This is a genomic window from Streptomyces sp. NPDC086519, from assembly GCF_040686075.1.
Lineage (GTDB): Bacteria > Actinomycetota > Actinomycetes > Streptomycetales > Streptomycetaceae > Streptomyces > Streptomyces shenzhenensis.
This window is the reverse complement of sequence record NZ_JBFBJL010000034.1, coordinates 48692-75080: the sequence shown is the minus strand read 5'-3', so window position 1 is coordinate 75080 and position 26389 is coordinate 48692. Positions and strand designations below refer to the sequence as shown.

The 26389-nt window shown below is 70.8% G+C and carries 25 protein-coding genes; 9 read left to right on the top strand and 16 right to left on the bottom strand.

Annotated elements, in window-relative coordinates:
* The first annotated feature begins 13 nt into the window (after positions 1–13).
* Both AB0P24_RS29000 and AB0P24_RS28995 read left to right on the top strand, forming a co-directional pair.
* The gene (locus AB0P24_RS29000) at positions 14–436 is read left to right on the top strand and encodes an SsgA family sporulation/cell division regulator (RefSeq protein ID WP_365799032.1); all 423 of its coding nucleotides are present in this window, start codon (positions 14–16) and stop codon (positions 434–436) included.
* A 40-nt stretch (positions 437–476) separates the two neighbouring features.
* On the top strand, positions 477–806 hold the full coding sequence (locus tag AB0P24_RS28995; protein WP_365799030.1) for an NIPSNAP family protein: 330 nt from the start codon (positions 477–479) through the stop codon (positions 804–806).
* Positions 807–1254: 448 nt separating this feature from the next.
* On the opposite strand, the gene AB0P24_RS28990 is transcribed toward AB0P24_RS28995, so the two are convergent.
* Positions 1255–2583, bottom strand: coding sequence for a TRAM domain-containing protein (locus AB0P24_RS28990; protein ID WP_365799028.1), 1329 nt, complete (start codon positions 2581–2583; stop codon positions 1255–1257).
* 87 nt (positions 2584–2670) lie between these two features.
* Positions 2671–4719 (bottom strand): APC family permease, encoded by a 2049-nt coding sequence (locus AB0P24_RS28985; protein WP_365799026.1) that lies wholly within the window; start codon positions 4717–4719, stop codon positions 2671–2673.
* 363 nt (positions 4720–5082) lie between these two features.
* On the opposite strand from AB0P24_RS28985, the gene AB0P24_RS28980 reads away from it, so the two are divergent.
* Together AB0P24_RS28980 and AB0P24_RS28975 are read left to right on the top strand one after the other, a co-directional pair.
* Entirely contained in the window at positions 5083–5754 is a 672-nt protein-coding gene (locus tag AB0P24_RS28980) for a TrkA family potassium uptake protein (protein WP_365799024.1), read from the top strand.
* On the top strand, positions 5754–6425 hold the full coding sequence (locus AB0P24_RS28975; protein ID WP_365799022.1) for a TrkA family potassium uptake protein: 672 nt from the start codon (positions 5754–5756) through the stop codon (positions 6423–6425). The genes AB0P24_RS28980 and AB0P24_RS28975 overlap by 1 nt, the downstream gene beginning before the upstream one ends.
* 57 nt (positions 6426–6482) lie before the next feature.
* Here the strand turns inward: AB0P24_RS28975 and AB0P24_RS28970 are convergent, their stop codons facing one another.
* The 8 genes from AB0P24_RS28970 to AB0P24_RS28935 form a co-directional block, all read right to left on the bottom strand.
* The gene (locus tag AB0P24_RS28970; RefSeq protein ID WP_365799020.1) at positions 6483–7250 is read right to left on the bottom strand and encodes a DUF3159 domain-containing protein; all 768 of its coding nucleotides are present in this window, start codon (positions 7248–7250) and stop codon (positions 6483–6485) included.
* 3 nt (positions 7251–7253) lie between these two features.
* Positions 7254–7652 carry an OB-fold nucleic acid binding domain-containing protein gene (locus AB0P24_RS28965; RefSeq protein ID WP_365799018.1) on the bottom strand — a complete coding sequence of 133 codons (399 nt, stop codon included), beginning with the start codon at positions 7650–7652 and terminating at the stop codon, positions 7254–7256.
* Between the two features lie 234 nt (positions 7653–7886).
* The gene (locus tag AB0P24_RS28960; protein WP_365799016.1) at positions 7887–8606 is read right to left on the bottom strand and encodes a response regulator; all 720 of its coding nucleotides are present in this window, start codon (positions 8604–8606) and stop codon (positions 7887–7889) included.
* Positions 8600–11152 (bottom strand): sensor histidine kinase KdpD, encoded by a 2553-nt coding sequence (locus tag AB0P24_RS28955; RefSeq protein WP_365799015.1) that lies wholly within the window; start codon positions 11150–11152, stop codon positions 8600–8602. Before AB0P24_RS28955 ends, AB0P24_RS28960 begins: the two co-directional genes overlap by 7 nt.
* 158 nt (positions 11153–11310) lie before the next feature.
* Positions 11311–12465: an alginate lyase family protein gene (locus AB0P24_RS28950; protein WP_365799066.1), complete on the bottom strand. Its 1155-nt coding sequence runs from the start codon at positions 12463–12465 to the stop codon at positions 11311–11313.
* Between the two features lie 216 nt (positions 12466–12681).
* Entirely contained in the window at positions 12682–13443 is a 762-nt protein-coding gene (locus AB0P24_RS28945) for a DUF3710 domain-containing protein (RefSeq protein WP_365799012.1), read from the bottom strand.
* 1 nt (position 13444) lies between these two features.
* Positions 13445–14026 carry a dUTP diphosphatase gene (gene dut / locus AB0P24_RS28940; RefSeq protein WP_365799010.1) on the bottom strand — a complete coding sequence of 194 codons (582 nt, stop codon included), beginning with the start codon at positions 14024–14026 and terminating at the stop codon, positions 13445–13447.
* Positions 14023–14607, bottom strand: a complete 585-nt coding sequence (locus tag AB0P24_RS28935; protein WP_365799008.1) for a PaaI family thioesterase — start codon at positions 14605–14607, stop codon at positions 14023–14025. The genes dut and AB0P24_RS28935 overlap by 4 nt, the downstream gene beginning before the upstream one ends.
* Before the next feature lie 58 nt (positions 14608–14665).
* On the opposite strand from AB0P24_RS28935, the gene AB0P24_RS28930 reads away from it, so the two are divergent.
* Positions 14666–15133: a DUF3093 domain-containing protein gene (locus tag AB0P24_RS28930; RefSeq protein WP_365799007.1), complete on the top strand. Its 468-nt coding sequence runs from the start codon at positions 14666–14668 to the stop codon at positions 15131–15133.
* 130 nt (positions 15134–15263) lie between these two features.
* Here AB0P24_RS28930 and AB0P24_RS28925 read toward each other — a convergent pair whose 3' ends face one another.
* The 4 genes from AB0P24_RS28925 to AB0P24_RS28910 all read right to left on the bottom strand — a co-directional run bounded on the left by AB0P24_RS28925 (position 15264) and on the right by AB0P24_RS28910 (position 18850).
* A complete protein-coding gene (locus AB0P24_RS28925; protein WP_365799005.1) occupies positions 15264–16220 on the bottom strand; it encodes a hypothetical protein in 957 nt (318 codons plus the stop codon).
* A gap of 13 nt (positions 16221–16233) precedes the next feature.
* Positions 16234–16530 (bottom strand): DUF4193 domain-containing protein, encoded by a 297-nt coding sequence (locus AB0P24_RS28920; protein WP_003997302.1) that lies wholly within the window; start codon positions 16528–16530, stop codon positions 16234–16236.
* 401 nt (positions 16531–16931) lie between these two features.
* Complete coding sequence (locus AB0P24_RS28915) at positions 16932–18191, bottom strand: HAMP domain-containing sensor histidine kinase (protein ID WP_365799064.1); 1260 nt, start codon at positions 18189–18191, stop codon at positions 16932–16934.
* A 5-nt stretch (positions 18192–18196) separates the two neighbouring features.
* Complete coding sequence (locus tag AB0P24_RS28910) at positions 18197–18850, bottom strand: response regulator transcription factor (protein ID WP_003993508.1); 654 nt, start codon at positions 18848–18850, stop codon at positions 18197–18199.
* A gap of 424 nt (positions 18851–19274) precedes the next feature.
* On the opposite strand from AB0P24_RS28910, the gene AB0P24_RS28905 reads away from it, so the two are divergent.
* Entirely contained in the window at positions 19275–19448 is a 174-nt protein-coding gene (locus tag AB0P24_RS28905; RefSeq protein ID WP_181802767.1) for a hypothetical protein, read from the top strand.
* Positions 19449–20115: 667 nt separating this feature from the next.
* On the opposite strand, the gene AB0P24_RS28900 is transcribed toward AB0P24_RS28905, so the two are convergent.
* On the bottom strand, positions 20116–20931 hold the full coding sequence (locus tag AB0P24_RS28900) for an inositol monophosphatase family protein (protein WP_365799003.1): 816 nt from the start codon (positions 20929–20931) through the stop codon (positions 20116–20118).
* Between the two features lie 8 nt (positions 20932–20939).
* Entirely contained in the window at positions 20940–22067 is a 1128-nt protein-coding gene (locus tag AB0P24_RS28895; protein WP_365799001.1) for a ferrochelatase, read from the bottom strand.
* Between the two features lie 163 nt (positions 22068–22230).
* Between AB0P24_RS28895 and AB0P24_RS28890 the strand changes: the two genes are divergently transcribed.
* From AB0P24_RS28890 to sepH, 3 genes are all read left to right on the top strand, one after another.
* Positions 22231–23469, top strand: coding sequence for an MFS transporter (locus tag AB0P24_RS28890; protein ID WP_365798999.1), 1239 nt, complete (start codon positions 22231–22233; stop codon positions 23467–23469).
* The gene (locus tag AB0P24_RS28885; RefSeq protein WP_365798997.1) at positions 23429–24748 is read left to right on the top strand and encodes a D-arabinono-1,4-lactone oxidase; all 1320 of its coding nucleotides are present in this window, start codon (positions 23429–23431) and stop codon (positions 24746–24748) included. The genes AB0P24_RS28890 and AB0P24_RS28885 overlap by 41 nt, the downstream gene beginning before the upstream one ends.
* A gap of 541 nt (positions 24749–25289) precedes the next feature.
* A complete protein-coding gene (gene sepH / locus AB0P24_RS28880; RefSeq protein ID WP_365798995.1) occupies positions 25290–26321 on the top strand; it encodes a septation protein SepH in 1032 nt (343 codons plus the stop codon).
* Positions 26322–26389: the final 68 nt, after the last annotated feature.

Here is a 26389-nt window from a genome sequence, read left to right as displayed (position 1 = left end):
GGAGCGGAAGTCGATGAAGAAGTCCTCAAAGGCCGTGGAGCGGCGGGTGGCCGTGCAGCTGGTCGTCTCGCACGCCTACTCGTTGCCCCTCTGCGTACGTCTGCGGTACGAGCCCGCTGATCCCTATGTCATCCGTGCCGCTTTCTTCGTCGACTGTGACAAGCCGGTCGAATGGGTCCTGGGACGGGATCTTCTGGCTGACGGTCTCGAGGGTTCCGCAGGCCACGCGGACGTCCGGATCTGGTCGGCCGCAGGGCGGGGTGACCAGTCGATCTACATCGCCCTCGGATCCTCCGCAGGCACCGCCTTGCTCGAGGTCCCCGTGCAGGACATCTCGTCCTTCCTTCAGGACACCCAGGCTCTGGTGCCCCGGGGTACCGAGTCCGGACTCATCGACTGGGATGCCGAACTGGCACACCTCCTCCCCCAAGGCTGACCACCGACCATCCATGCTCAGAAGTAAAGGAACCAGCGTCATGTCCCAGTACCAGCTCCGTGTCTACACCCTGCGCAGCCCCCACGCGCTCTCCGCCTACGAGAAGATCTGGGCCCAGCACATTCCCGGCATGACCAAGCACCGGATCACCACACACGGCGTCTGGACGGTGCCCGCGGCGCCCGGAAGCGGGACCCCCCGGCTCTACGCCCTCGTTTCCTACAGGGACGCCGACGACGTGCAGGACCGGCTGAAGGCGTACCTGTCGAGTCCTGAATTCCGCGCGGACATGGAGGGCTTCGACATCAGCCAGATCATCGGCCTCGACGAGACCCTGCTGACGCCCACCGTGGACTCACCCTTGCGCTGACTGCCGGCCCGCGACGAACGACGCGGCCAGAAGAGCAAGGGCCGGCATCCGCCGCGGGCCGGCCGGCAGCGGCCATGGACGAAGTCGGTGGGCACCCGGCCGGGCGGCATTCCTGCACGCCTGCGCCCACCGGCCGTCCCTGAACTTCATCTCCACGCGGCAGTAAGGCTGTGGCGGGGGAACCGGGCGCTCGCCGCCGTATGGCGCCGTCGACGGTTCGGGGGCAGCGGGCTGCTCCGTCGCGTCCGATCCAGACCCTGTAGGCACCTGACGGGACATCAGCCCGTGCGTCATTCATGCGTCACGCCGCAAAAACGAATGCCGTCCCGTTCCCGTCACACACCCGCCTCTTCAGACGAAAGCACAGGTCACGGGACGTCGTGCGGTTTCACCTGTTCCCACGCGACGCAACAGGTCGAGCAGCCCAAGGGCTTCGAAAAATCGCTGGTCACTGGCCCTTCTCGGAAGGTTCCAGGATCGCCACGCACTCCACGTGCGAGGTCATCGGAAACAGATCGAACGCCCGCAGGGTCCGCACCCGGTACCCCCCGTCCCGGAAGTAGGCCAGGTCGCGGGCGAGCGCGGCCGGGTCGCAGGCCACGTAGGCGATGCGGCGCGCGCCCAGCGATGCCAGGTGCTCCACCGTCCCGCGGCCCGCGCCCGCGCGGGGCGGGTCGAGGACGATGAGGTCGACCTCCGTGATGCCGGTGCGCGGCAGGACCGTCTCGACCTTGCCCTGCTCGACGCGGACCCGCGGGAAGCCGGCGAGGTTGTGGCGGGCGTCCTCCACCGCGCGCTTGCCGGACTCGATGCCGAGCACCGCGCCCTTCTCGCCGAGGCGGTCGGCGAGGGCGCCGGCGAAGAGGCCGACGCCGCAGTAGAGGTCCAGCGCCATCTCGCCCTTGCGCGGGAGGAGGCCCTGCATGACCGCGGTGACCAGGGTGTCCGCCGCCCTCGGGTGGACCTGCCAGAAGCCGCCGCTGCCGACCCGGTGGGTGCGGCCGTCGGCGCGCTCGCGGACGAAGGCGCGGCCGTGGACGCGGTGGATGCCGCCGTCGTGCTCGTCGACCCGCATGACCGAGACCGGCCGGTCGAGTTCGACCAGGGGGAGGCGGGCGCCGGGGCGGGGTTCCAGGATCACCATGCGGTCCTGGGAGCCCGTCGCGGCGATCGCCTCGACGGAGACCATGCCCGACCAGTCGCGCTCCTCGATGCCCAGCTCGCTGACGCCCGGCGCCGCGATCATGCAGTGCTCGATCGGCTCCACCTCGTGCGAGCGGTGCCGGCGCAGTCCCGCGTTGCCGTCGGCGTCGACGGCGTACTGCACCCGGGTCCGCCACTGCGGCACCTCGCCCGCCGGCAGCTTGTCGCCCTCGGCCGGCATCACCGTGCCGTCCCAGCCGGCCTCCTCGGGAGTGAGGCCGGCGAGCCGCTGGAGCTGTTCGGCGATCACCTCGCCCTTGAGGCGGCGCTGGGCACCCGGCTTGGCGTGCTGCCAGTCGCAGCCGCCGCAGCGGCCGGGACCTGCGTAGGGACAGGGGGCCGCGACGCGGTCCTTGGACGCGTCGAGGATCTCGACCGCGTCGGCGCGCAGGAAGCGGGCGCCCTCCTCGCCCTCGGTCACCCGGGCCACGACCCGCTCGCCGGGCAGCGCGTGCCGGACGAACAGCACCTGGCCCTCGGCGGTCCTGGCGATGCAGTGCCCGCCGTGCGCGACCGGGCCGACCTCGACCTCGTACTCCGTCCCCACCAGCGATTTCTTCGGTTCTGCCTGCATGGCGGGGTGACTCCAGATCAAGGGGGAGGGAAACGGCCCGGGCGAGGGCCGACGACAGCCCACCAGTCTACGTGCTCCCGCGAACCCCTAGTTACTGCCGCTGGGCTCCTTCGGCCGGTGCTCCGCCGGACCACGCCGTACCGCACCCGGCGCGTTCCACTCCTGCCGCCTGCGCGCCCGGACCTTGGCCGCCTCGGAGGACGCCAGCTGGTAGGGCACGGACGTCACCATCACGCCGGGCGTGAAGAGCAGCCGGCCCTTCAGGCGCAGCGCGCTCTGGTTGTGCAGCAGGTGCTCGTACCAGCGGCCGACGACGTACTCCGGGATGATCACGGAGACCGCGTCCCGCGGGGACTCCTTCCGCAGGCCCTTGACGTACTCGATGATCGGCCGGGTGATCTCGCGGTAGGGCGAGTCGAGGACCTTCAGGGGTACGTCTATACCGCGGCGCTCCCACTCCTCGCGCAGCGCCTTCGTCTCGGCCGGGTCGACGTTGACGGTGAGCGCCTCCAGGGTGTCCGAGCGCATCAGTTTGGCGTAGGCCAGGGCGCGCAGGGTGGGGCGGTGGATCTTGGAGATGAGGACGACCGAGTGCACCCGGGAGGGGCGGACCAGGTCGTCGTCCGGCTCCTCGGGGGCCGAGATCTCCTCGGAGACGCGGTCGTAGTGCTTACGGATCGCGGTCATCGTGGCGTAGAAGATGCACATGCCGAGCAGCGCCACCCAGGCGCCGTGGGTGAACTTCGTGACCAGGACGACGACCAGCACCAGGCCGGTGAAGAAGGCGCCGAAGGCGTTGATCGCGCGGGAGCGCATCATGTGGCTGCGCTTGGCCTGGTCCTCCTCCACCGCCAGGTGGCGGTTCCAGTGCCGGACCATGCCGGTCTGGCTGAGCGTGAAGGACACGAACACGCCGACGATGTAGAGCTGGATCAGGCGGGTCGAGTCGGCGCCGTAGATGACCACCAGCAGGGCGGCGGTGCCGGCGAGCAGCACGATGCCGTTGGAGAAGGCGAGGCGGTCGCCGCGGGTGTGCAGCTGGCGCGGCAGGTAGCGGTCCTGGGCGAGGATCGAGCCGAGCAGCGGGAAGCCGTTGTACGCCGTGTTGGCGGCCAGGAAGAGGACCAGGGCGGTGGCGGCGGCGAGCAGGACGAACAGGAAGCTGCCCTTGCCGAAGACCGCCTCGGCGACCTGGGAGATCACCGGGTTCTGGACATAGCCGGAGCCGATCGGGACGCCGCCCCGGATCAGGTCGGTGGCCGGGTTCTCGGCCATGCGGACCTTGGTGGTCATGGCGAGCGCGATGATGCCGCAGAACATGGTGACCGCCAGCAGGCCCATCATGGCCAGGGTGGTCGCCGCGTTCTTCGACTTCGGCTTGCGGAAGGCCGGGACGCCGTTGGAGATGGCCTCGACACCGGTGAGCGCGGCGCAGCCGGAGGAGAAGGCGCGCAGGAGCAGGAAGACGAGGGCGAAGCCCGCCAGGCCCTGGTGCTCGGCCCTGATGTGGTAGCCCGCGGTCGGGGCGCGCATCGTGTCCCCGAGGACCAGCCCCCGGAAGGCACCCCACGCGATCATGACGAAGACGCCGCCGACGAACACGTACGTCGGGATCGCGAAGAGCTTGCCGGACTCCTTGACACCGCGCAGGTTCATCAGCGTCAGCAGCACGATCACGGTGACCGCGCACAGCACCTTGTGCTCGACGACGAAGGGGACCGCGGAGCCGAGGTTCTCGATGCCGGAGGCGATGGAGACGGCGACGGTCAGGACGTAGTCGACGAGCAGGGCGCTGGCGACGGTCAGGCCCGCCCTGGAGCCGAGGTTGGTGGTGGCGACCTCGTAGTCGCCGCCGCCGCTCGGGTAGGCGTGCACGTTCTGCCGGTAGGAGGCGACCACCGTGAACATCAGCACGACGACCGCGACCGCGATCCAGGGGCTGAAGTGGTAGGCCGACACGCCCGCGATGGACAGGACCAGCAGGACCTCCCCCGGCGCGTAGGCGACGGAGGACAGCGGGTCGGAGGCGAAGACGGGGAGTGCGATGCGCTTCGGCAGGAATGTTTCGCCCAGCCGGTCACTGCGCAGAGCGCGCCCGATCAGGATCCGTTTGGGCACGTCGGTCAGTTTGGACACGAGAGAGGATCGTAGGCCTTCCACCTGGCGGGTCTCCAGCCGCAGGACGTGATCTGCCTCCCGAGTGAAAAAGGTGACGGCTGGAACTGCGGATTCCGCAGCTTACGCCCGATCCGTGCCTAGATGGCAGACCCCGCCTGTCTTCGCGCCCCGGAGGTCCCATGCCCGCGACCGCAGAGCTGATCGGTGCCACGGTCGCCCTCGTCGGCCTCGGAATCCTCACCGCCTGGAGCGTGCGCAGCATCACTCGACGATGAGCATGTCCGAGGGGTGCCCGGCCGGGACGGTGCATGTGTAGCTTGGGGCTCGGTCTGAGACCCTGATGGGGCTGAGCAGTAACTTCTGAACACCGGAAGGACGGTCGTGCACATCGTCATCATGGGCTGCGGCAGAGTGGGTTCCGCTCTCGCACAGACCTTGGAGCAACAGGGGCACACGGTCGCCGTGATCGACCAGGACCCCACCGCCTTCCGCAGGCTGGGCCCGGGCTTCGGCGGCCGCCGGGTCACCGGAGTCGGCTTCGACCAGGACACCCTGCGCGAGGCGGGCATCGAGGAGGCCGGCGCCTTCGCCGCGGTCTCCAGCGGCGACAACTCGAACATCATCTCCGCGCGGGTCGCCCGCGAGATGTTCGGGGTGGAGAACGTCGCGGCCCGGATCTACGACCCCCGGCGCGCCGAGGTCTACCAGCGCCTCGGCATCCCGACCGTGGCCACGGTCCGCTGGACCGCCGACCAGATGCTGCGCCGGCTGCTGCCCTCGGGCGCCGAGCCGCTGTGGCGCGACCCCACCGGCGGGGTGCAGCTCGCCGAGGTGCACGCCTCCCCGAAATGGGTCGGCCACAAGATCAGCAAGCTCCAGGAGGAGACCGGTGTCCGGGTCGCGTTCCTGACCCGGCTCGGCGAGGCGATGCTGCCCACCTCGCAGACGGTCCTGCAGGAGGGCGATCTGGTGCACGTGATGATGCGGACGGACGACGTCGGCACGGTCGAGGCCGCCTTCGCCGAGGGTCCGGAAGAGGAGGGCGGTCACTGATGAGGGTCGCCATTGCCGGGGCCGGTGCCGTCGGCCGCTCGATCGCGGGCGAGCTGCTGGAGAACGGCCACGAGGTCCTGCTGATCGACAAGGCCCCGACCGCCATCTCGGTCGAGCGGGTGCCGCAGGCGGAGTGGCTGCTGGCCGACGCCTGTGAGATCACCTCGCTCGACGAGGCGGCGTTGCAGCGCTGCAACGTCGTGATCGCCGCGACCGGCGACGACAAGGTGAACCTGGTCGTCTCACTGCTGGCGAAGACGGAGTACGGCGTTCCGCGCGTCGTCGCCCGGGTCAACAACCCCAAGAACGAGTGGCTGTTCAACGAGTCCTGGGGCGTGGATGTCGCCGTCTCGACGCCGCGCCTGATGTCGGCCCTGGTGGAGGAGGCGGTGTCGGTCGGCGACCTGGTCCGGCTGCTGCGCTTCAGCCACGGCGACGCCAACCTGGTGGAGCTGACGCTGCCCGAGGAGTCGGCCCTGGCCGGCACCCAGGTCGGCGACGTGGAGTGGCCCGAGGACACCTCCCTGGTCACGATCATCCGCGGCAACCGGGTCCTCACCCCCTCCCGCGAGGACTCCCTGGAGGTGGGCGACGAACTCCTCTTCGTGGCCGCCCAGGCCCGTGAGGAGCAGCTGGAGGACCTGCTGTCGGTACGGCGGGAAGACGGCTGACGTACGCACACGGAAGGGGCGCCCTCCCCGCGGAGGGCGCCCCTTCCGTCGTATCGCCTACTTGCGGTGGCGTCCGCCGGTGGGCTCACCGCTCTCCGCGGCCAGCGCCGCCTTGCGTTCCTCCTCGGCCTTCTCCGCCGCCTCCATCTCCGCGAACACGTCGATCGGCGCCGGCGCCTTGGCCAGGAAGACCCAGGTGAGCCAGACCGCGAGCAGGAACGGCGGGATCTTCAACGCGACGAGCACCCAGCCGAGCTGGGCGGTGTCGGCCCACCAGTACAGCGGGAAGAGGATCGCGCACTTGGCGAGCAGGATCAGGCCCCATGCCCAACTGGCCTTGGCGTACGCCTTCTTGCGGCCGGGATTGCGGACGCGCCAGGAGAGGTTCTCCTTGAAGACCGGGCCGAGGATCAGCCCGATCAGCGGGACCCCGCACAGGGTCGTGACGATGTACGCCAGCGCCAGGCCCAGCGTGTAGAGCATGCCGGGCAGGTAGAAGTCCTTGGCGTTGCCGGTCATCATCGCGAAGACGACACCGAAGACGACACCGAAGACCCCGCTGAAGGCGTGCTTGACGGTGTCCCTCATGGCGAGGCGGACCACCACCAGCACCACGGAGACCGCGAGGGCGGCGATCGCCGACCAGTGCAGGTCCTTGTTGATGGTGAAGATCGTGACGAAGAGCAGGCCGGGCAGGACCGTCTCGACCATGCCCCGGACACCGCCGAACGCCTCGAAGAGCGCGGCCTCGGTCACCGCCCGTGCGTCTTCCGCCCGGGCGTCCGCCGTCTGTGTGTCTTCGGTCGGCTTGTCGAGCGACGTCACCGGCTACTCCCTACCGAGGGGTCTCAGTTCGTACTTGGGATTGAACAGCACCCGGCGGCCCCGGCTCAGCGAGATCCGGCCCGATGCGATCAGCCTGCGCCCCGGTTCTATGCCCACGATGGAACGCCTGCCGAGCCACACGACGTCCAGCGCGGCGGAGCCGTCGAACAGCTCGGCCTCCAGGGCCGGGACTCCGGCGCGCGGTCGCAGGGTGACCGTGCGCAAGGTACCAGTAACGGTGACGATCTGCCGGTCCTGGCAGTCACCGATCCGGGTACAGCCCGCCGTGTCGGCGTCCTCACGCAGCTCCTCGGACTCCAGGTCCTCCTGCGACGAGGAGAGCCGGTCGAGCATCCGCCGGAACCGGCCGGCCGGCTTTTCGGAACGAGGAACAACACTCATATCTGAAGCGTACCGGGGCCCGCCGACACCGCCGTAGCCCAGCTCACTTCGCAACCCGGGTCACGTCTCGAACTGACAGCCCATGCCCGGCTCCGTGATACAGCACCCCCCGGGGGCCAACCCCCGGACCCCCGGCCGCCCCACAGCTCACCCCTCGAACCGGTACCCCATCCCCGGCTCCGTGATACAGCACCCCCCGGGGGCCAACCCCCGGACCCCCGGCCGCCCCGCAGCTCACCCCTCGAACCGGTACCCCATCCCCGGCTCCGTGATGAAGTGCTTCGGGTGCGACGGGTCCGTTTCCAGTTTCCGGCGTAGCTGTGCCATGTACACGCGCAGGTAGTTGGTCTCCGTCCCGTACGACGGCCCCCACACCTCCTGCAGCAGCTGCTTCTGGCTGACCAGCCGGCCGGTGTTGCGGACCAGCACCTCCAGCAGGTGCCACTCGGTCGGGGTGAGCCGGACGTCCCGGCCGGCCCGGTTGACCTTCTTCGCGGCCAGGTCGACGGTGAAGCCCTCGGTCTCCACCAGGACGTCGTCCTCGCCACCGCCGGCGACGGGCTCGGCGCGGCGTACGGCGGCCCGCAGCCGGGCCAGCAGCTCGTCCATGCCGAAGGGCTTGGTGACGTAGTCGTCGGCGCCCGCGTCGAGCGCCTCCACCTTCTCGTCGGAGGAGTGGCGGGCGGACAGGACCAGGATCGGCACCCGGGTCCAGCCCCGCAGCCCCTTGATCACCTCGACGCCGTCCATGTCCGGCAGGCCGAGGTCGAGGACGACCACGTCGGGGTGTCGGGAGGCGGCCAGTTCGAGGGCGGTACGGCCGTCGGGGGCCGCGTCGACCTCGTACTTGCGCGCCTTGAGGTTGATCACGAGGGCACGCACGATCTGCGGCTCGTCGTCGACCACGAGCACACGCGTGGGGGGCTGGGGGGCACCCCCAGTCGGGCTCAGCATGAGGCCTGCCTTTCCGGTTCTGCCGCGGGTGCCGCCACGGCGGTGGTGACCGATCCTGCCGCACGGAGGCTGAGGACCATGGTGAGCCCGCCGCCGGGCGTGTCCTCGGCGTTGAGAGTGCCGCCCATCGCCTCCGCGAAGCCCCGGGCGACCGCGAGCCCGAGTCCGACCCCGGCGCCGCGCGGAGCGTCACCGTAGCGCTGGAAGGGCTCGAATATGCGTTCCTTGGCCTCGTCCGGCACGCCGGGCCCGCGGTCCGCGATCCGTACCTCCACCCGGTTCGCGATAGCGCTCGCGGAGACCAGTACGGGCCGGTCGGGCGGGCTGTACTTGACGGCGTTCTCGACCAGGTTGGCCACTGACCGCTCCAGCAGCCCGGCGTCGGCCTCGACCATCGGCAGGGTCTCGGGGACGTCGAGGTCCACGCTGCCGTCCGGTACCCCGACCAGCGCCATCGGGACCACCTCGTCGAGGTCGGTCTCGCGGACGAGCGGGGTGACGGTGCCGGTCTGCAGCCGGGACATGTCGAGCAGGTTGCCCACGAGGTGGTCCAGCCGGTCGGCGCCCTCCTCGATGCCCTCCAGCAGCTCGGCCCGGTCCTCCTCGGACCAGTCCACGTCGTCCGAGCGCAGCGACGTCACCGCCGCCTTGATCCCGGCCAGCGGGGTGCGCAGATCATGGCTGACGGCGGCCAGCAGGGCGGTACGGATCCGGTTGCCCTCGGCGAGCGCGCGGGCCTGCTCGGCCTCCTCCTGGAGGCGCCTGCGGTCCAGGACGACGACCGCCTGGGCGGCGAAGGCGGCGAGCACCCGGCGGTCCTCGGCGGGCAGCACCCGGCCGGTCAGCGCGAGGGCCATGTGGTCGCCTATCGGCACGTCGACGTCGCCGTCCTCGGGGCGCTCCAGGGCGGGCCCGAACCCGGCGCGGCCCGCGCAGGTCCACGGCTCGACGTCGCCCGCCCGCTCCAGGAGGGCGGCGGACTCCATGCCGAAGGTCTCCCGGACCCGTTCCAGGAGCTCCTCCAGGCTCGTCTCCCCCCGCAGCACGTTGCCGGCGAGGAAGGAGAGGATCTCCGACTCGGCGCGCAGCCGGGCGGCCTGGTGGGTGCGGCGGGCCGCGAGGTCCACGACCGAGGCGACGGACAGCGCGACTCCGAAGAAGATCACGATGGCCACGATGTTCTTCGGGTCGGCGACGGTGAGCCGGTGCAGGGGCGGGGTGTAGAAGTAGTTCAGCAGCAGCGACCCGAAGGCCGCCGAGGCCAGCGCCGGGAAGAGCCCGCCGAGCAGCGCCGCCGCGACCGTGAGGGTCAGGAAGAGCAGCATGTCGTTGGCGAGGCCGAGGGCGACGGTGTTGAGCAGCACCGCCATGACGGCCGGGCCGGCCAGGCCGACCGCCCAGCCCGCGATGATCCGGCCGCGCCCGAGCCGGGCGCCCCGGGCCACCGGCAGCCCGCGGCCCTTGCCGGCCTCGCCGTGGGTGACGATGTGGACGTCCAGGTCGGGTCCCGACTCGCGGGCGACCGTGGCACCGACGCCGGGTCCGAGGACGTACTGCCAGGCCTTGCGGCGCGAGGAGCCGAGCACGATCTGGGTGGCGTTGACGCCGCGCGCGAAGTCGAGCAGGGCCGCGGGAATGTCCTCGCCCACGACGTGGTGGAAGGTGCCGCCGAGGTCCTCGACGAGGGTGCGCTGGACGGCGAGTTCCTTCGGGGAGGCGGAGGTCAGCCCGTCGCTGCGGGAGATGTAGACGGCGAGCACCTCGCCGCCGGCGCCCTTCTCGGCGAGCCGGGCGGCCCGCCGGATGAGCGTCCGGCCCTCCGGCCCGCCCGTGAGCCCGACGACGATCCGCTCCCGTGAGCCCCAGATCGCCGAGACCTGGTGCTCGCTGCGGTACTGCTTCAGGTACTCGTCGACCCGGTCGGCCACCCACAGCAGCGCCAGCTCGCGCAGGGCGGTGAGGTTGCCCGGCCGGAAGTAGTTGGACAGGGCCGCGTCGACCTTGTCCGAGGTGTAGATGTTGCCGTGCGCCATGCGCCGGCGCAGCGCCTGGGGCGACATGTCGACCAGCTCGATCTGGTCCGCGCGCCGTACCACCTCGTCGGGCACGGTCTCGCGCTGGCGCACGCCGGTGATGGACTCGACGACGTCGCCGAGCGATTCGAGGTGCTGGATGTTCACGGTGGAGATCACGTCGATCCCGGCGGCCAGCAGTTCCTCGACGTCCTGCCAGCGCTTGGCGTTGCGGGAGCCGGGGACGTTGGTGTGGGCGAGTTCGTCCACCAGGGCGACGGCGGGAGCCCGGCGCAGTACGGCGTCCACGTCCATCTCCGTGAACACGGTGCCCCGGTACTCCAGCTCCCTGCGCCGGCTCTGTTCCAGGCCGTGCAGCATCACCTCGGTGCGCTGCCGGCCGTGGTGCTCGACGAAGGCGACCACGCAGTCGGTGCCCCGCTCCACCCGCCGGTGCGCCTCGGAGAGCATGGCGTAGGTCTTGCCCACGCCCGGTGCCGCACCGAGATAGATCCGAAGCCTGCCGCGTGCCATGGTCCTATTGTCTTCCCGCAATTGCCGCCTACGCAGCGTCGACCTTACGGCCGGCGATGCGGGCGAACGGTGCGGGAACCCCCGGCAGCGGGCATCTTTGACGCAACTCTGACGGGCGCCGGTGCCGTGGCTCCGGCGCCCATGGCGTTCCCGTCCGTTCAGTTGGGGTTGTCGCCGTGCGTGAGGGTCTCCCAGGCGACGAAGAGGTTGTTGGTGCCCGCGGGGCGGTTGTCCAGGGTGAGCGCCTGGGTGTTGGTCATGGCGATGCCGAGGCGGTTGTGGAGGGCGTTGTAGCCGACCTCGGTGACGGGCCCGAGTCCCAGGTTCAGGGAGCCGCCGCAGAGCCAGCCGGGGACGGCGGTGCCCAGCTGGTACTTGGACTGGAAGCCGAGCGCCTGCCGAAGCCGCTCGCCGACGTCCGTGCCGTACAGGTCCTCGCCCTGGATCCGGCTGGTCTCGGCGACGTGGGAGATCGCGGAGATGCCGTACCCGGTGTGCGTGAAGTCCCGGCAGGTCTCCTGGGTGAGGCCGGTGACGAAGGTGGACTGGCCCTGCCAGTAGGAGACGATCTTGGCGGTGGTGTCCAGGTTCTGGCTGGGCACGGTCTTCGGCACCGAACCGTCGGAGGCCAGGTAGATGTAGGCGGCCGTGCGGGTGCGGAACTTCGCCATGGCCGTGTCGTACGACGCCTTGTCCTCCAGGAAGACGGAGATGCCGACGGCCGCCTCCATCATCGTCAGCTCCCAGTTGCCGTTGGAGTCGGAGCCCTTGATGACGGTGGGCAGGTAGACGTCGCGCAGCATGGTGGCGAAGCGGGCCTCGTTCGTCCAGGTGCCGGTGTACGTGTACTTGATGATCTCGGCGGCCTTGGGCCAGGAGGAGCCCGCCCAGCCGGTCTGCAGGGGCGCGTTGCTGTTGGTGTGACCGGTGATCGTGGCCGACCAGGCGTCCATGATCTGGATGGCCTTCTGGGCGTAGCGGGCGTCCTTGGTGATGTACCAGGCGAGGGCGTCGGTGTAGGCGGCGATCGCGTCCTCGCGCTCGTCGGTGCAGCCGTAGTTCGGGTTCGAGTACGAGCCGCACTCGACCGTCGCCCAGGGGGTCGGCGTGCGGTTCAGGTCGGCGTACTTGCTCGCCATCATCTGGTCGTAGGCCGCCTTCCAGGGCTGGGCGCCGGCCAGCACCTCGGTGCGGGCGAAGTCCAGCTGGGCCTTGGAGACGGTGACGCCGGGGTGCACGAAGGTGGTGGGGGCGGAGTGGGCGGCGGGTGCGGTGAGGGCGCCCAGGAGCAGGGCTCCCGCGGCGGCGAGCAGGGGGATGCGACGCACAGCGACTCCGTTCTCGTACGTTCTCGTATGTGAACATGGAGCGCCTCTGTGAACATAGGCGTTGACCCGAGACCGTAGGTACGGACCAGGCTTCCGTCAAGGTGTGAAGTAAGGGAGAGCCGTTCACACGGGGCCCGAGCGCATGTGAAAGGGCCGCACCCCGTGCGGGATGCGGCCCTCGTCGCCTTGCCTGCTGCTCTGCTACCGGACCTCGGTGATCTCCGGTCCGCGCTGGAGCTGGCCCATGCCGCCGGAGAAGCGCGAGGACTCCTCCTGCTGGACGCCCTCGGGGACCATCTGGGCGTCGTTGGGCAGCTTCAGGACGATCGGGTCGCGGGGCGCCATCGGACCCTCGCCACGGACCACCACGGTGTCCCGGAAGATCTGCTCGAGGAGCCCGGCCGCCTGCGGCTGCACCGCGCCCTGCCCGGAGATCACACCGCGCAGGAACCAGCGCGGACCGTCCACACCGACGAACCGCACGACCTGGAAGCCGCCCGTTCCGTCCGGCAGCTGCACCGGCACCTGGGCGCGCAGCTCCCAGCCCAGCGGACCCTCGACCTCGTCGACGATGCCGCCCTGCTGGGTGATGCCGGTGGCGATCTCCTCACGGACCTCGCCCCAGATGCCCTCGCGCTTGGGCGCGGCGAAGGCCTGCAGCTGGATGGCGCTGTCGCGCAGCACGACGGTCGCCGCGACGATCGCGTCGCCCGCGACCTCGACCCTCAGCTCCATGCCGTCCACACCGGGCACGAACAGACCGCCCAGGTCCACCCGGCCCTCGCCGGGCTCGCGCACCTCGGTGTCGTCCCACGGCCCGTCGGGCCGGGGCTCCGGCTCCAGACGAACGCGCTCGCGCTCGCCCTCTTCCTCGTCCGCCTCGGTGTCGACGCTGTCGACGACCTGCTCGGCCTCGCCGGCCGCGTCCTCGGCGGCACCCTTCTTCTTGCGACGTCCGAACACGTCACTGTCCTTCCCGGTCGGATACGACCGAAGCGTATCGATTCCCACCCGTCCGACCGCCGTCGACGGCCTGACCGCTTGTGCCGCTCGCATCGCCCACCGCGGCATGACCGCCGGTGGACCCGAAGCCCCCTTCGGCCCGCGCCGAGCCGGGAAGTTCCGCCACCTCCTGGAAGCGGACCCTCTCGACCTGCTGGACGACCAGTTGGGCGATCCGGTCGAAGCGTTCGAACCGCACCGGCTCGCGCGGGTCGAGGTTCACCACGATCACCTTGATCTCCCCACGGTACCCGGCATCAATCGTCCCCGGGGCATTCACGAGGGCCACACCGCACCGGGCGGCGAGCCCCGAACGAGGGTGCACGAAGGCCGCGTACCCCTCCGGGAGGGCGATCGACACTCCCGTGGGCAGTACGGCCCGTTCGCCGGGCTTCAGCTCGCACGCCTCGGTGGTACGGAGATCGGCTCCCGCGTCGCCGGGGTGCTCGTACGCCGGAAGCGGGACGTCCGGGTCGACGCGGCGGACGAGGACGCCGAGCGGGGTCACCGGACGGGCCGGGGCCACCGGGATTGCGGGGTTCACGGATTCACCTCGAAGGCGCGGGCCCGCCGGGCCTGGTCGGGGTCCTTCATGGCGGCCTGGATCTCCTCCTCGCGGCCGTGGTCGACGAAGTGCTCCACCGGAACCTCGACGAAGAGGGCGTCGGCGCGGACGGCGACGGGTCCCGCGGGGCCGTCCACGCGTCCGATGGCGGTCGAGTAGATCTTCCGGCCGGCCACGGCCACCACCTCGGCCTCCAGGTGGAGCGTGGTGCCGACGGGCACGGGCCGCACGAAGTCGGTCTCCAGGCGTCCCGTCACGGCGATCTTCCGCAGCAGCCAGTTCAGCGAGCCCAGCGTCTCGTCGAGGGCGGTGGCGAGCACTCCGCCGTGCGCGAGGCCCGGGGCGCCCTGGTGGGCCGGGCGCACGGTGAACTCGGCGGTGACGGAGACCCCCTCGCCGGCCCGCGCCTCCAGGTGCAGGCCGTGGGGCTGCTCATGGCCACATCCGAAACAGTGTTCGTAGTGTGCACCGATGAGCTCGCCGGGCGCGGGCGCGTCGGGGTGCCGCTCCGGTTTCCGGGCACCGGCGGGAGGCTGAAGAGCTGCGGAACTACGACTCACAGCCGCAGACCTTACCCGCGCGTCCGGTGAATCAGGACACCGTGCCAAGCTTGGCTCCATGCAGCTCTCCGCCACCCCGTACGAAGAACGCCTCACCGCCCCCCGGTCGTGGTGGTTCATCAGCTTTCTCGTGGGCGTCTCGTTCGCTCTGATACTGCTGCCGTTCGGCACCCTGCCGATGCTGGGCGGCCTGGTCGGCGGCACCGCGGCGGCGGCCGTGGTGGCCAGCTCGTACGGCTCCCCGCGCATCCGGGTGGTCGGCGACTCGCTGATCGCGGGCGAGGCGAAGATCCCGGTGTCGGCCCTGGGCCCGTCGGAGATCCTGGACCCGGAGGAGGCGCGCGCCTGGCGCACCTACAAGGCCGACGTCCGCGCCTTCCTGCTGCTGCGCTCCTACATCCCGAGGGCCCTGCGCGTGGAGGTCACGGACCCCGAGGACCCGACGCCGTACCTGTACCTGTCGACCCGGGAGCCGGAGGCCCTGGCCGCGGCGATCGAGGCGGCGAAGAGCAGCACGAAGGCCTAGCGCCTCCGTCGCCGGTCTCCTCTCCGCTGCGCGTCCTTTTCTCCGTCGCCCGGCCTGTTCTCCTCCGCCTCGACGGCGCTACGGCGGCCGGGCCCCGCGGTGCCGAACCGGCCGCGCACCCGGGACGACGTCAGCCTCCGAAGTCTTCCGGGAGCTCCGCGATCGGCAGCGGTTCGGCCGGCTTCTCCAGCGGCGGCAGCTCCGGCAGTGCCTCCCAGGGCACCTGGATCTTCCGCAGGTCCGCCCGGATCCGGGCCGCGAGTTTTCTGGTGTCCCGGCGGTTCATGACCGCCCCCACCGCGGCGCCCACCATGAACGGCATCAGGTTGGGCAGGTCCCGCACCATCCGCTTCATGATCTGCTGGCGCAGGTTGCGCTTCATCTGGCCCCCGAGGGCCGTGTTGATCGTCGACGGCTTCATCACGTCGATCCCGCGCTCCCCCGCCCAGGAGGACAGATACGCGGTGCTGCGGGCCTTCAGGTTCCCCGGCGGCCGCACGCCGTACACCTCGTGAAGTTCGGCGATCATCTTCAGCTCGATCGCCGCGACCCCGGTGATCTCCGCGGCCAGCTCGGTCGGCATCGCCGGCGGCACCGGCAGCATCGCCGCCGCCCCGACACCGGCCCCGACCGCCGAGGTCGCCGCCGCCGCGCCCGCCACCAGTTTGTCGGCGAGCTGCTCGGGCCCGAGGCCCGGGAAGTGCCGACGCAGGGTCGCGAGGTCACGTACGGGGACACGCGGGGCGATCTCGATGATCCGGTCCGCGAGGTACGCCAGCCCCGCTTTCGCCCGGCTGCCGCCCTTACGGGCGCCTTCGCGGGCCATGTCCACAGCCTTGTCACGGATGACCGCGACCTTCCCCCACTCTCGAATCCGTTCGAGCGGGGGGACGTCCGTCTTGCCGACGGGCGCGGGCTGATCCACCGGCGCCGGAAGGTCGCCCCGGCCGGCCGCCGGTTCGAGCGAGGCTCCCGGATCGGATGAGCCCCGCTCGTCGTCGTCATGCGCGCCTGGGCCGTTCGACAGCCCCGAGTCCGCTCCCCGGAAGGGGAGACGGCGCTTCCGAGGTGGGGTCGAGCCAGTCATGCCCGACCCGTCCTCAGTCGCAGTCGCGGCAGATCGGCTGACCGTTCTTCTCGCGGGCCAGCTGGCTGCGATGGTGCACCAGGAAGCAGCTCATGCAGGTGAACTCGTCCTGCTGCTTGGGCAGCACCCGGACCGCCAGCTCCTCGTTCGAGAGGTCCGCGCCGGGCAGTTCCAGGCCTTCGGCGGCCTCGAACTCGTCGACGTCCACCGAGGATGTCGACTTGTCATTCCTCCTGGCCTTCAGCTCTTCAAGGCTGTCCGAGTCCACGTCATCGTCGGTCTTGCGTGGAGTGTCGTAATCGGTTGCCATGTCGCTCTCCCCCTCTGGGTGTCTGCGGTGTCTCCAGCGCACGTAACGCGTGAGAGGCCGGACTTGTGCCCGACCCGAGGCGGAGATTTTGCCTCACATCAAGGTCTGTTACTCAATCGACACCCAACCGGACCCCTCAAGAGCGATCGGGTTGAATGGCGATGGGGACCGTACACGGTTCTGTCGCGGCACTTCAAAGGCGCCTCACCCTGTACTTCCCGTGATCAAGACCCCTGAAAACAGGGATTTTCTGGGCTTTATTCCCCCAGCCATGATCACGGAGAGTAGATGGCCTGAAATCCGCCCTTGTGATCGATCACACAGAGGGGAATGTGCCGCGCCGTTGGAAAATTCAGCGCAAAGCGAACATCCCCCGCGTGTGTCGCGATCTTGTAACGGCATCAGACCGGCAGCGTGACCCTCATCACGAGTCCACCGCCCTCCCTGGGCTGGGCAGCGATGTGCCCGCCGTGCGCCCGGGCCACGGACCGCGCGATGGACAGGCCCAGGCCCACACCCTTGTCGCTGCCCGTGCGCTCGGTACGGAGCCGTCTGAAGGGCTCGAAGAGGTTGTCGATCTCGTACGCCGGCACCACCGGCCCGGTGTTCGAGACATACAGCACCGCCTGCCCGTGCTGGATGTCCGTGTCGACCTCCACCCAGCCGTCCTCGGGCACGTTGTAGCGCACCGCGTTCTGCACCAGGTTCAGGGCGATCCGCTCCAGGAGCACGCCGTTGCCCTGGACCACGGCCGGCTTGCGCACGCCCCGGATCGTCACACCCTTGGCCTCCGCCTCGGCCTGCACCTGGTCGACGGCCTGGGAGGCCACCTCGGCCAGGTCGACCGGTTTGCGCTCGACGATCTGGTTGTCGCTGCGGGCGAGCAGCAGCAGGCCCTCCACGAGCTGCTCGCTGCGCTCGTTGGTGGCCAGCAGGGTCTTGCCGAGCTGCTGCAGCTCCACGGGCGCGTCCGGGTCCGAGAGGTGCACCTCCAGGAGCGTGCGGTTGATCGCCAGGGGCGTGCGCAGCTCGTGCGAGGCGTTGCCGACGAAGCGCTGCTGGGCGGTGAAGGCCCGCTGCAGCCGCTCCAGCATGTCGTCGAAGGTGTCCGCGAGCTCCTTGAGCTCGTCGTCCGGGCCGTCCAGCTCGATCCGGCGGGAGAGGTCCGAGCCGGCCACCGCGCGGGCGGTGCGGGTGATCCGGCCGAGCGGGGACAGCACCCGGCCGGCCATCGCGTAGCCGAACGCGAAGGCGATCACGGCGAGGCCCAGCAGCGCGAGGAGCGAGCGGCTGAGCAGGTCGTCGAGGGCCGCCTGGCGCTGGTGGTCCACGCACTGGGCGATCGCGTTGTTGAAGTCCTGCAACGGCACGGAGTTGGCCGTGCTGGCCATGTTGATCGCGGGGCAGTTGTCGCTGGAGACCTGCAGTTCCTGGAACTTGACGATCTTGAACAGCGGCTGGTTGCCGGTGCTGATCGCCTGGGCGGCGAGCAGGTAGATGATCGACAGCAGCAGGATGCCGGCGATCAGGAACATGCCGCCGTACAGCAGGGTGAGCCGTATGCGGATGGTCGGGCGCAGCCACGGGAAGACCGGCTGCGGCCTTCTGGGGTCCCAGGTGGGCTTGGGGGGCGCCTGCGGGGGTGCGGGAGTGGTGGCCACGGTCATCAGATCCGGTAACCCGAGCCGGGGACGGTCACGATCACCGGGGGCTCGCCCAGTTTGCGGCGCAGGGTCATCACGGTCACCCGCACGACGTTGGTGAAGGGGTCGGTGTTCTCGTCCCACGCCTTCTCGAGGAGCTGCTCGGCGGAGACCACCGCGCCCTCGCTGCGCATCAGCACCTCCAGCACCGCGAACTCCTTCGGCGCGAGCTGGACCTCCTTGCCGTCGCGGAAGACCTCGCGGCGGTTCGGGTCGAGCTTGATGCCGGCGCGCTCCAGGACGGGCGGCAGCGGCACGCTGGTACGGCGGCCGAGGGCGCGCACGCGCGCGATGAGCTCGCTGAACGCGAAGGGCTTGGGGAGGTAGTCGTCGGCGCCGATCTCCAGGCCCTCCACGCGGTCGCTGACGTCACCGGACGCGGTCAGCATCAGCACGCGGGTGGGCATTCCGAGCTCGACGATCTTGCGGCAGACGTCGTCGCCGTGCACGAGGGGCAGGTCGCGGTCGAGGACGACCACGTCGTAGTCGTTGACGCCGATGCGCTCCAGGGCGGCCGCTCCGTCGTACACGACGTCGACGGCCATGGCCTCCCGGCGCAGTCCGGTGGCCACCGCATCGGCGAGCAGTTGCTCGTCCTCGACGACGAGTACGCGCACGTCGCTTGTCCTTCCTCTGTCCACTCGCGTAGCGCGCACCGGCGCCCGCGGGCAGGGCTCTTCATGGGGTGTGTGACCTCCATCCTGCCCTTTTCGGCCATAAGTCGGCAGTAAGACGGGGGCTGCACAGCGGGATCGGAGGCTGTCGGGCGGGAATGCGGGATTTTCTCCTGCGGTTGAGGTTTCCACGGAGGGGAGCGGGGGGAGGACGGCATGTACACCCCGCGATCACGCTCTGCATGTGCCGCAGCACCATGCGGTACGTACACCGCCGCTACAGCAGAGTGGACGATGGGGGTGTCCGGCACCGTCGCCGTCGCCGCCCGGCACGGCAGCGCTGGGCACCCGCGAGAGACGTGATCGCCCCTTCCCGACGGCACACCCCCGTGCCACCGACCCACGACCCAGGACGAGGGGGCGCAGCATGGACGCATTCACCGCAGGACTTCTGCAGCGCATAAAGGCGACCGAGTCCGACCTCACGAGGGCTCGTGACGAGGGTGACGACTTCCTCGTCGAAGTGGAACAGGCCGAGCTCGACGACCTGCGCCGCCTCGCAGCCGAACACGGTGTGGAAGTCGGCGCGACCAGCGTCTGACAGTCCCGCAGCACAGCAGCACGGCACCGCACGAGCAGGGCCCCGGCGAATCCAGCGCCGGGGCCCTGCTCGTGCCTGATCCTTTCCCAGCGCAGCAGCGTTCGATTCCTGCTCCATCCGGCCAAGGCGCCGGACCTTTCGGCGAGAGCGCACACCGCTCGACGCGACCGCGCGCGGAATTCCAGGCAGAGATCCTCGAAACCCTAGGGGAAGAATGTACGAAGCTCCCGGCCAAGGAAGCGCCGGACTCGCACCAGGCACGCAGAGCTCGCGCTGACGACGGCGCCGCAGATCTTTTCCCCCCGCCACGGCCCCAAGCCCCGACGACACCGTCCGGCCGCCCCCGCACCGCCGATCTCTTCCCACCGCGACGGCGCGCAGCCGCCACGGCGGTGTCCGGCCGCGCCCTGCCAGCCAGACCACCCGCGACCACTCACCACCACCGAACCGGGCCCCGCACCGCCGGCCTCTTCCCACCGCGACGGCGCGCAGCCGCCACGGCGGTGACCGGCCGTCCCCTGCCAGCCAGACCACCCGCGACCACTCACCACCACCGAACCGGGCCCCGCACCGCCGGCCTCTTCCCGCCGCGACGGCGCGCAGCCGCCACGGCGGTGTCCGGCGGTGCCGTGCTCGCCTCAGCCCCAGCCCCAGCGTGCGGTGTCTCTCAGTCGTGCCATGCTCCGAAGTCCTCCAGGAGGCGCTGGAGGGGCTCGAAGACGCCGGGGGTACCGGCGACCGCGAGGTCGCGTGAGAGGGCTTCTCCGGGGCGGCCACCCGTGCGGGCGCCGGCCTCGCGGGCGATGAGGTCGCCTGCGCCCCAGTCCCAGGCGTTGAGGCCGCGCTCGTAGTACCCGTCCAGCCGGCCGCAGGCCACGTCGCACAGGTCGACCGCCGCCGACCCGCTGCGCCGTATGTCGCGGAGCAGCGGGATCAGCCGGGCCGCGACCTCGGCCTGGTGGGCGCGGACGCCGGAGACGTAGTTGAAGCCGGTCGACACCAGTGCCTGCTCCAGCGGCGGCGCCGGGCGGCAGCGCAGCTCGCGCTCGCCGTCCCACGCCCCGGTCGCCCAGGCCCCGCCGCCGCGCACCGCGTGGTACGTCTCGCCGCGCATCGGCGCCGCCACGACGCCGACCACGGTCTCCCCGTCCTGCTCGGCCGCGATGGAGACCGCCCAGGTCGGCAGCCCGTACAGGTAGTTGACCGTGCCGTCGAGCGGGTCGATCACCCAGCGGACGCCGCTCGTGCCCGCCGTGGCGGCGCCCTCCTCGCCGAGGAAGCCGTCGTCCGGACGGTGCCCGGCGATCAGGTCGGTGATCAGCTTCTCCGCCGCGATGTCCATCTCGGTGACGACGTCGATCGGGCTTGACTTGGTCCGGGCCACGGCGAGGTCGGCCGGGCGGCCGTCCCGCAGCAGCTCGCCCGCGCGGGCGGCCGCTTCCCGGGCGAGGTCCAGCAGGTCCGTGTGCGGGGCGTCGGTCACGGGGCTCCTCACGCGTAGGGGCTGTCGGCGCCGGCCGCGGCGGGGCGGGGGGCACGCGCCGGGCAGCAGCCGACCGGGCAGAGGTTGTGGCTCGCGCCGAGCGTGCCCAGGGCGCACGGCGTGACCTGCCGCCCGTTCTCCACGGCCGCGCGCTCCAGGACCAGGTCACGGATCGCGGCGGCGAACCGCGGGTCGTCCCCGACGGTCGCGGACCTGCGTACCGGAAGACCCAGCTCCTCGGCCTTGGCCCTGGCCTCCGTGTCGAGGTCGTAGAGGACCTCCATGTGGTCGGAGACGAAGCCGATGGGGGCCATCACGACGGCCGGGACCCCGGCGCCGTGCAGCTCCTCCAGGTGGTCGCAGATGTCGGGCTCCAGCCACGGGATGTGCGGGGCGCCGGAGCGGGACTGGTAGACGAGCCGCCAGGGATGGTCGACGCCGGTGCGCTCGCGGACCGCGGCGGCGATCAGCTCCGCCACGTCCAGGTGCTCCTCGACGTACGCGCCGCCCTCGCCGTGCGTCTCGGCCGGCCCCGAGGCGTCGGCGCTCGCGATCGGGATGGAGTGGGTGGTGAAGGCGATGTGGGCGCCCGCGCGGACGCTCTCGGGGAGGTCGGCGAGGGACGCCAGCACTCCGTCGATCATCGGCTCGACGAAGCCGGGATGGTTGAAGTAGTGCCGCAGCTTGTCGATCTTCGGGAGTTCGAGACCTTCCGCCTCCAGCGCGGCCAGCGAGTCGGCGAGGTTCTCGCGGTACTGGCGGCAGCCCGAGTAGGAGGCGTAGGCGCTGGTGGCGAGCACCAGGATGCGGCGGCGGCCGTCGGCGACCATCTCGCGCAGGGTGTCCGTCAGGTACGGCGCCCAGTTGCGGTTGCCCCAGTAGACCGGCAGGTCCAGGCCGTGCTCGGCGAAGTCCTTGCGCAGGGCGTCCAGCAGGGCGCGGTTCTGGTCGTTGATCGGACTGACCCCGCCGAACAGGAAGTAGTGCTGCCCGACCTCCTTGAGACGTTCCTTCGGGATACCGCGCCCGCGGGTCACGTTCTCCAGGAACGGGACCACGTCGTCCGGGCCTTCCGGGCCGCCGAAGGAGAGCAGGAGCAGGGCGTCGTAGGGGGTGGCATCGAGCGCGTCTGACATGAGCCGATCCTGCCACCCGGCGCTGACGGTCCGGAAACAGGAGCATGAAGAGTCGGATTCGGGAGGTTTATCCCCGGTACCCGACGGGTGCGTTCGGGTGACCGCACTCGTAAGCTGTATCAGCCGCAGTCGCGCCTTACCCCGTACAGCCTCGGAGACCCCCGTGCCCAGCCCCTATCGCGCCCTCTTCGCCGCCCCCGGCAGCAAGGGTTTCTCCGCCGCGGGTTTCGTCGGCCGGATGCCGCTGTCCATGATGGGCATCGGCGTGGTCACGATGATCTCCCAGCTCACCGGGCGGTACGGGCTCGCGGGCGCGCTGTCGGCCACCATGGCGCTGTCCGCCGCGGCGATCGGGCCGCAGGTGTCCCGGCTGGTCGACCAGCACGGCCAGCGCCGCGTCCTGCGCCCCGCGACCCTGCTCGCGCTCGCCGCGGCGGCCGGGCTGCTGCTCGCGGCGCATCATGGATGGCCGGACTGGGTGCTGTTCGGGTGCGCCGCGGGGATCGGCGCGGTGCCGAGCCTGGGGGCGATGATCCGGGCCCGCTGGGCCGCCCTCTACCGGGGCACCCCGCAGCTGCACACCGCCTACTCGTTCGAGTCGGTCGTCGACGAGGTGTGCTTCATCATCGGGCCGATCCTCTCCATCGGCCTGTCCACGACCTGGTTCCCGGAGGCGGGTCCGCTGCTGGCCGCCGGTTTCCTCGCCGTCGGCGTCTTCTGGCTGACCGCCCAGCGGGCCACCGAGCCCGAGCCGCACCCGCGCGGGCACCACGGCGGCGGTTCGGCGCTGCGCGCGCCCGGCCTCCAGGTGCTGGTGGCGACCTTCGTGGCCACCGGAGCCATCTTCGGGGCGGTGGACGTGGTGACCGTCGCCTTCGCCGACGAACGCGGCCACAAGGGCGCCTCCAGCATCGTCCTGGCGCTGTACGCGGCGGGTTCCTGCCTGGCCGGAGCCGTCTTCGGGCTCATGCGGTTCGCGGGGAGACCGGAACGCAGGTGGCTGCTGGGCATATGTGCGATGGCCGTGAGTATGATCCCCCTCCTACTGGTCGGAAACCTGCCGCTTCTGGCCGTGGCGCTGTTCGTTGCGGGCCTGTCCATCGCACCGACGATGATCACGACGATGTCCCTCATCGAAAAGCACGTACCTCGCGCGAAACTCACCGAGGGCATGACCTGGGTGAGCACCGGCCTCGCGGTCGGGGTGGCGCTCGGCTCCTCGGTCGCCGGCTGGGTGATCGACGCGGCCGGCGCCCGCGCCGGGTACGGGGTTCCGGCCGTGTCCGGAGCCGTCGCGGTCGCGGTCGGTTTCCTCGGGTACCGCCGGCTCAGCCGGCCGGTCACGGGTCGGGGAGGCACCGTTGGGCAGCACAGCGAGCGGGAAGAGCGGCACGTGGCGTAACTGGGGAGGAAATGTCACCGTCCGCCCCGCGCGGGAGGTCACGCCCGCCTCCGTGGACGAACTCGCGGCGGCGGTACGGCAGGCGGCGGAGGACGGCCTGAAGGTGAAGGCGGTCGGCAGCGGCCACTCCTTCACCGCGATCGCCGCGACCGACGGTGTCTCGATCCGCCCTCAGCTGCTGACGGGCATCCGCAGGATCGACCGTAAGGCCATGACCGTCACGGTCGAGGCCGGTACCCCGCTCAAGAGGCTCAACGTGGCACTGGCCCGCGAGGGCCTGTCGCTGACCAACATGGGCGACATCATGGAGCAGACGGTCTCCGGGGCCACCAGCACCGGCACCCACGGCACCGGCCGTGAGTCCGCCTCGCTCGCCGCGCAGATCAAGGAGCTCGAGCTGGTCACCGCCGACGGCTCGGTGCTCACCTGCTCGGAGAAGGACAACCCGGACGTCTTCGCGGCCGCGCGGGTCGGTCTCGGCGCCCTGGGCATCGTCACCGCGATCACCTTCGCGGTGGAGCCGCTCTTCCTGCTGACCGCGCGGGAGGAGCCGATGCCGCTGGACCGGGTGCTCGCCGAGTTCGACCAGCTCCGCGCCGAGAACGAGCACTTCGAGTTCTACTGGTTCCCGCACACCGGCAACACCAACACCAAGCGCAACAACCGCAGCGCGGGGCCGCCGCAGCCGGTGGGGCAGCTGGCCGGCTGGTTCGAGGACGAGTTCCTCTCCAACGGGGTCTTCCACGCCGCCCAGTTGGTCGGCCGCGCGGCGCCCGCCGTCGTACCGGCGATCGCCCGGGTCTCCAGCAGGGCGCTGTCCTCGCGAACCTACACGGACATCCCGTACAAGGTCTTCACATCCCCGCGCCGGGTGCGCTTCGTGGAGATGGAGTACGCCGTCCCGCGCGAGGCCCTGGTGGACACGCTGCAGGAACTGCGGGCGATGGTCGACCGTTCCGATCTCAGGGTCAACTTCCCGGTCGAGGTCCGCACCGCCCCCGCCGACGACATCGCCCTGTCCACCGCGTCCGCCCGGGACAGCGCCTACATCGCCGTGCACATGTTCCGGGGCACGCCGTACCAGGCGTACTTCACCGCCGCGGAGCGCATCTTCACCGCCCACGAGGGCCGTCCGCACTGGGGCAAGGTGCACACCCGCGACGCGGACTACTTCGCCCAGGTGTACCCGCGCTTCGGCGAGTTCACCGCGCTGCGGGACCGGCTCGATCCGGAGCGGCTGTTCCAGAACGACTACCTGCGGAGGGTTCTGGGGCAGTAGCCGAGGAGCCGTCCGGCGCGGGGGCGGCACTCCGCTCCCCGCCGGCGACCGCGTCGCTGACCGTCGCCTCACCGAACCCCGCCCGCCCTTCCGGCACTTGTTCGATCGGCCGGGCAGGATGCGGACACACGGACGAAACCATTAGTTCCGTTTCTGACGATTACGTGAAGTACGCCACGTTCAAGATCGCCCGAGGCGGGCAAACTACGGTCGAACAACGGTTGTTGCCAGAAGTTGGGCGGCGCGCCAATCCACGCACGTGGCCCGAATGGAGTACTGTTGCGAGCCCTGGGTCCGGTCTCCCGCCAGGGCGTCCGGGGCCTTGCAGGACCGCCGGGAGGGGGGCTGGATGCACAGGGTGACGGAGTTGGTCACTTAGCGTTGCGAATAGGTAACCGTGCCATAACGGCGATCCCGGGCCCGTGCCCGACACGCCGGGCAACTCGGCAAGGTTGTGGCAGGCTGCACCCGGGCAGGCCACACTCGACTAGCGGAAGCAGCGACGCACGTGACGTCGGCAGGCACCACCCGGGAGGTCCCCATGCCCGAACTGCGTGTCGTGGCCGTCTCCAATGACGGCACACGGCTGGTGCTCAAGGCTGCCGACTCAACGGAGTACACCCTTCCGATCGACGAACGGCTCCGTGCCGCCGTGCGCGGCGACCGGCCCCGGCTCGGCCAGATCGAGATCGAGGTCGAGAGCCATCTCCGGCCCCGGGACATCCAGGCGCGGATACGAGCGGGTGCGACGGCCGAAGAGGTCGCCCAGCTCGCCGGGATCCCCGTCGACCGGGTGCGGCGCTTCGAGGGTCCGGTACTGGCCGAGCGCGCCTTCATGGCCGAGCGGGCACGCAAGACGCCCGTCCGCCGGCCCGGCGAGAACTCCGGTCCCCCGCTCGGCGAGGCCGTGCAGGAGCGGCTGGTGCTGCGCGGTGCCGAGAAGGACACCGTGCAGTGGGACTCCTGGCGCCGGGACGACGGCACCTGGGAGGTCCTGCTCGTCTACCGGGTCGCGGGCGAACCGCACTCGGCGAGCTGGACCTACGACCCGCCCCGGCGGCTCGTCCAGGCGGTCGACGACGAGGCGCGCTCGCTGATCGGCGAGTCCGACGACCTCGCCGTACCGGAGCCCAGCTTTCCGTTCGTGCCGCGCATCGCCCGGCTGCCGCGTGACCGTTCGCTGGACCGCTCCGGCGACCGTGAGCGGCCGGCCCTGCCCGCGCAGCCGTCCGAACCGGCCGAGGAGACGGCCGACGAACGCGACTCGCTGACCAGCCTCTTGGAGGCGGTGCCGAGTTTCCGGGGCGACATGGTGGTCCCGGAGCGCCCCGTGGAGATCCCGGAGGAGCCCGCCGCGGAACCGGCGGAGGAGGAGCCCCCGGCCCCGGCGGCCTCGGCCGGCTCGGCCTACGCGGACGTCCTCATGCCCCGCTCCGTCGGCAGCCACCGCGACCGGCTGATCGGCGCCACCGACCGCCAGGCCGAGGCCGACGGTGTCCGCCCCGGCCGCCGGGCCGCGGTGCCGAGCTGGGACGAGATCGTCTTCGGAACGCGGCGCAAGAAGCAGGAGTAAGAACGGGTCGTACGACCGTACGAGTTCATACGGGAGAGGGGGCACGCGCGCGTGCCCCCTCTCCCGAC

Excerpts from the sequence above, each read along its gene's own strand:
- AB0P24_RS29000 (WP_365799032.1), top strand. The coding sequence starts at position 14 with ATGAAGAAGTCCTCAAAGGCCGTGGAGCGGCGGGTGGCCGTGCAGCTG.
- AB0P24_RS28995 (WP_365799030.1), top strand. The coding sequence starts at position 477 with ATGTCCCAGTACCAGCTCCGTGTCTACACCCTGCGCAGCCCCCACGCG.
- AB0P24_RS28990 (WP_365799028.1), bottom strand. The coding sequence starts at position 2,583 with ATGCAGGCAGAACCGAAGAAATCGCTGGTGGGGACGGAGTACGAGGTC.
- AB0P24_RS28975 (WP_365799022.1), top strand. The coding sequence starts at position 5,754 with ATGAGGGTCGCCATTGCCGGGGCCGGTGCCGTCGGCCGCTCGATCGCG.
- AB0P24_RS28965 (WP_365799018.1), bottom strand. The coding sequence starts at position 7,652 with ATGAGTGTTGTTCCTCGTTCCGAAAAGCCGGCCGGCCGGTTCCGGCGG.
- AB0P24_RS28960 (WP_365799016.1), bottom strand. The coding sequence starts at position 8,606 with ATGCTGAGCCCGACTGGGGGTGCCCCCCAGCCCCCCACGCGTGTGCTC.
- AB0P24_RS28955 (WP_365799015.1), bottom strand. The coding sequence starts at position 11,152 with ATGGCACGCGGCAGGCTTCGGATCTATCTCGGTGCGGCACCGGGCGTG.
- AB0P24_RS28930 (WP_365799007.1), top strand. The coding sequence starts at position 14,666 with ATGCAGCTCTCCGCCACCCCGTACGAAGAACGCCTCACCGCCCCCCGG.
- AB0P24_RS28925 (WP_365799005.1), bottom strand. The coding sequence starts at position 16,220 with ATGACTGGCTCGACCCCACCTCGGAAGCGCCGTCTCCCCTTCCGGGGA.
- AB0P24_RS28920 (WP_003997302.1), bottom strand. The coding sequence starts at position 16,530 with ATGGCAACCGATTACGACACTCCACGCAAGACCGACGATGACGTGGAC.
- AB0P24_RS28905 (WP_181802767.1), top strand. The coding sequence starts at position 19,275 with ATGGACGCATTCACCGCAGGACTTCTGCAGCGCATAAAGGCGACCGAG.
- AB0P24_RS28895 (WP_365799001.1), bottom strand. The coding sequence starts at position 22,067 with ATGTCAGACGCGCTCGATGCCACCCCCTACGACGCCCTGCTCCTGCTC.
- sepH (WP_365798995.1), top strand. The coding sequence starts at position 25,290 with ATGCCCGAACTGCGTGTCGTGGCCGTCTCCAATGACGGCACACGGCTG.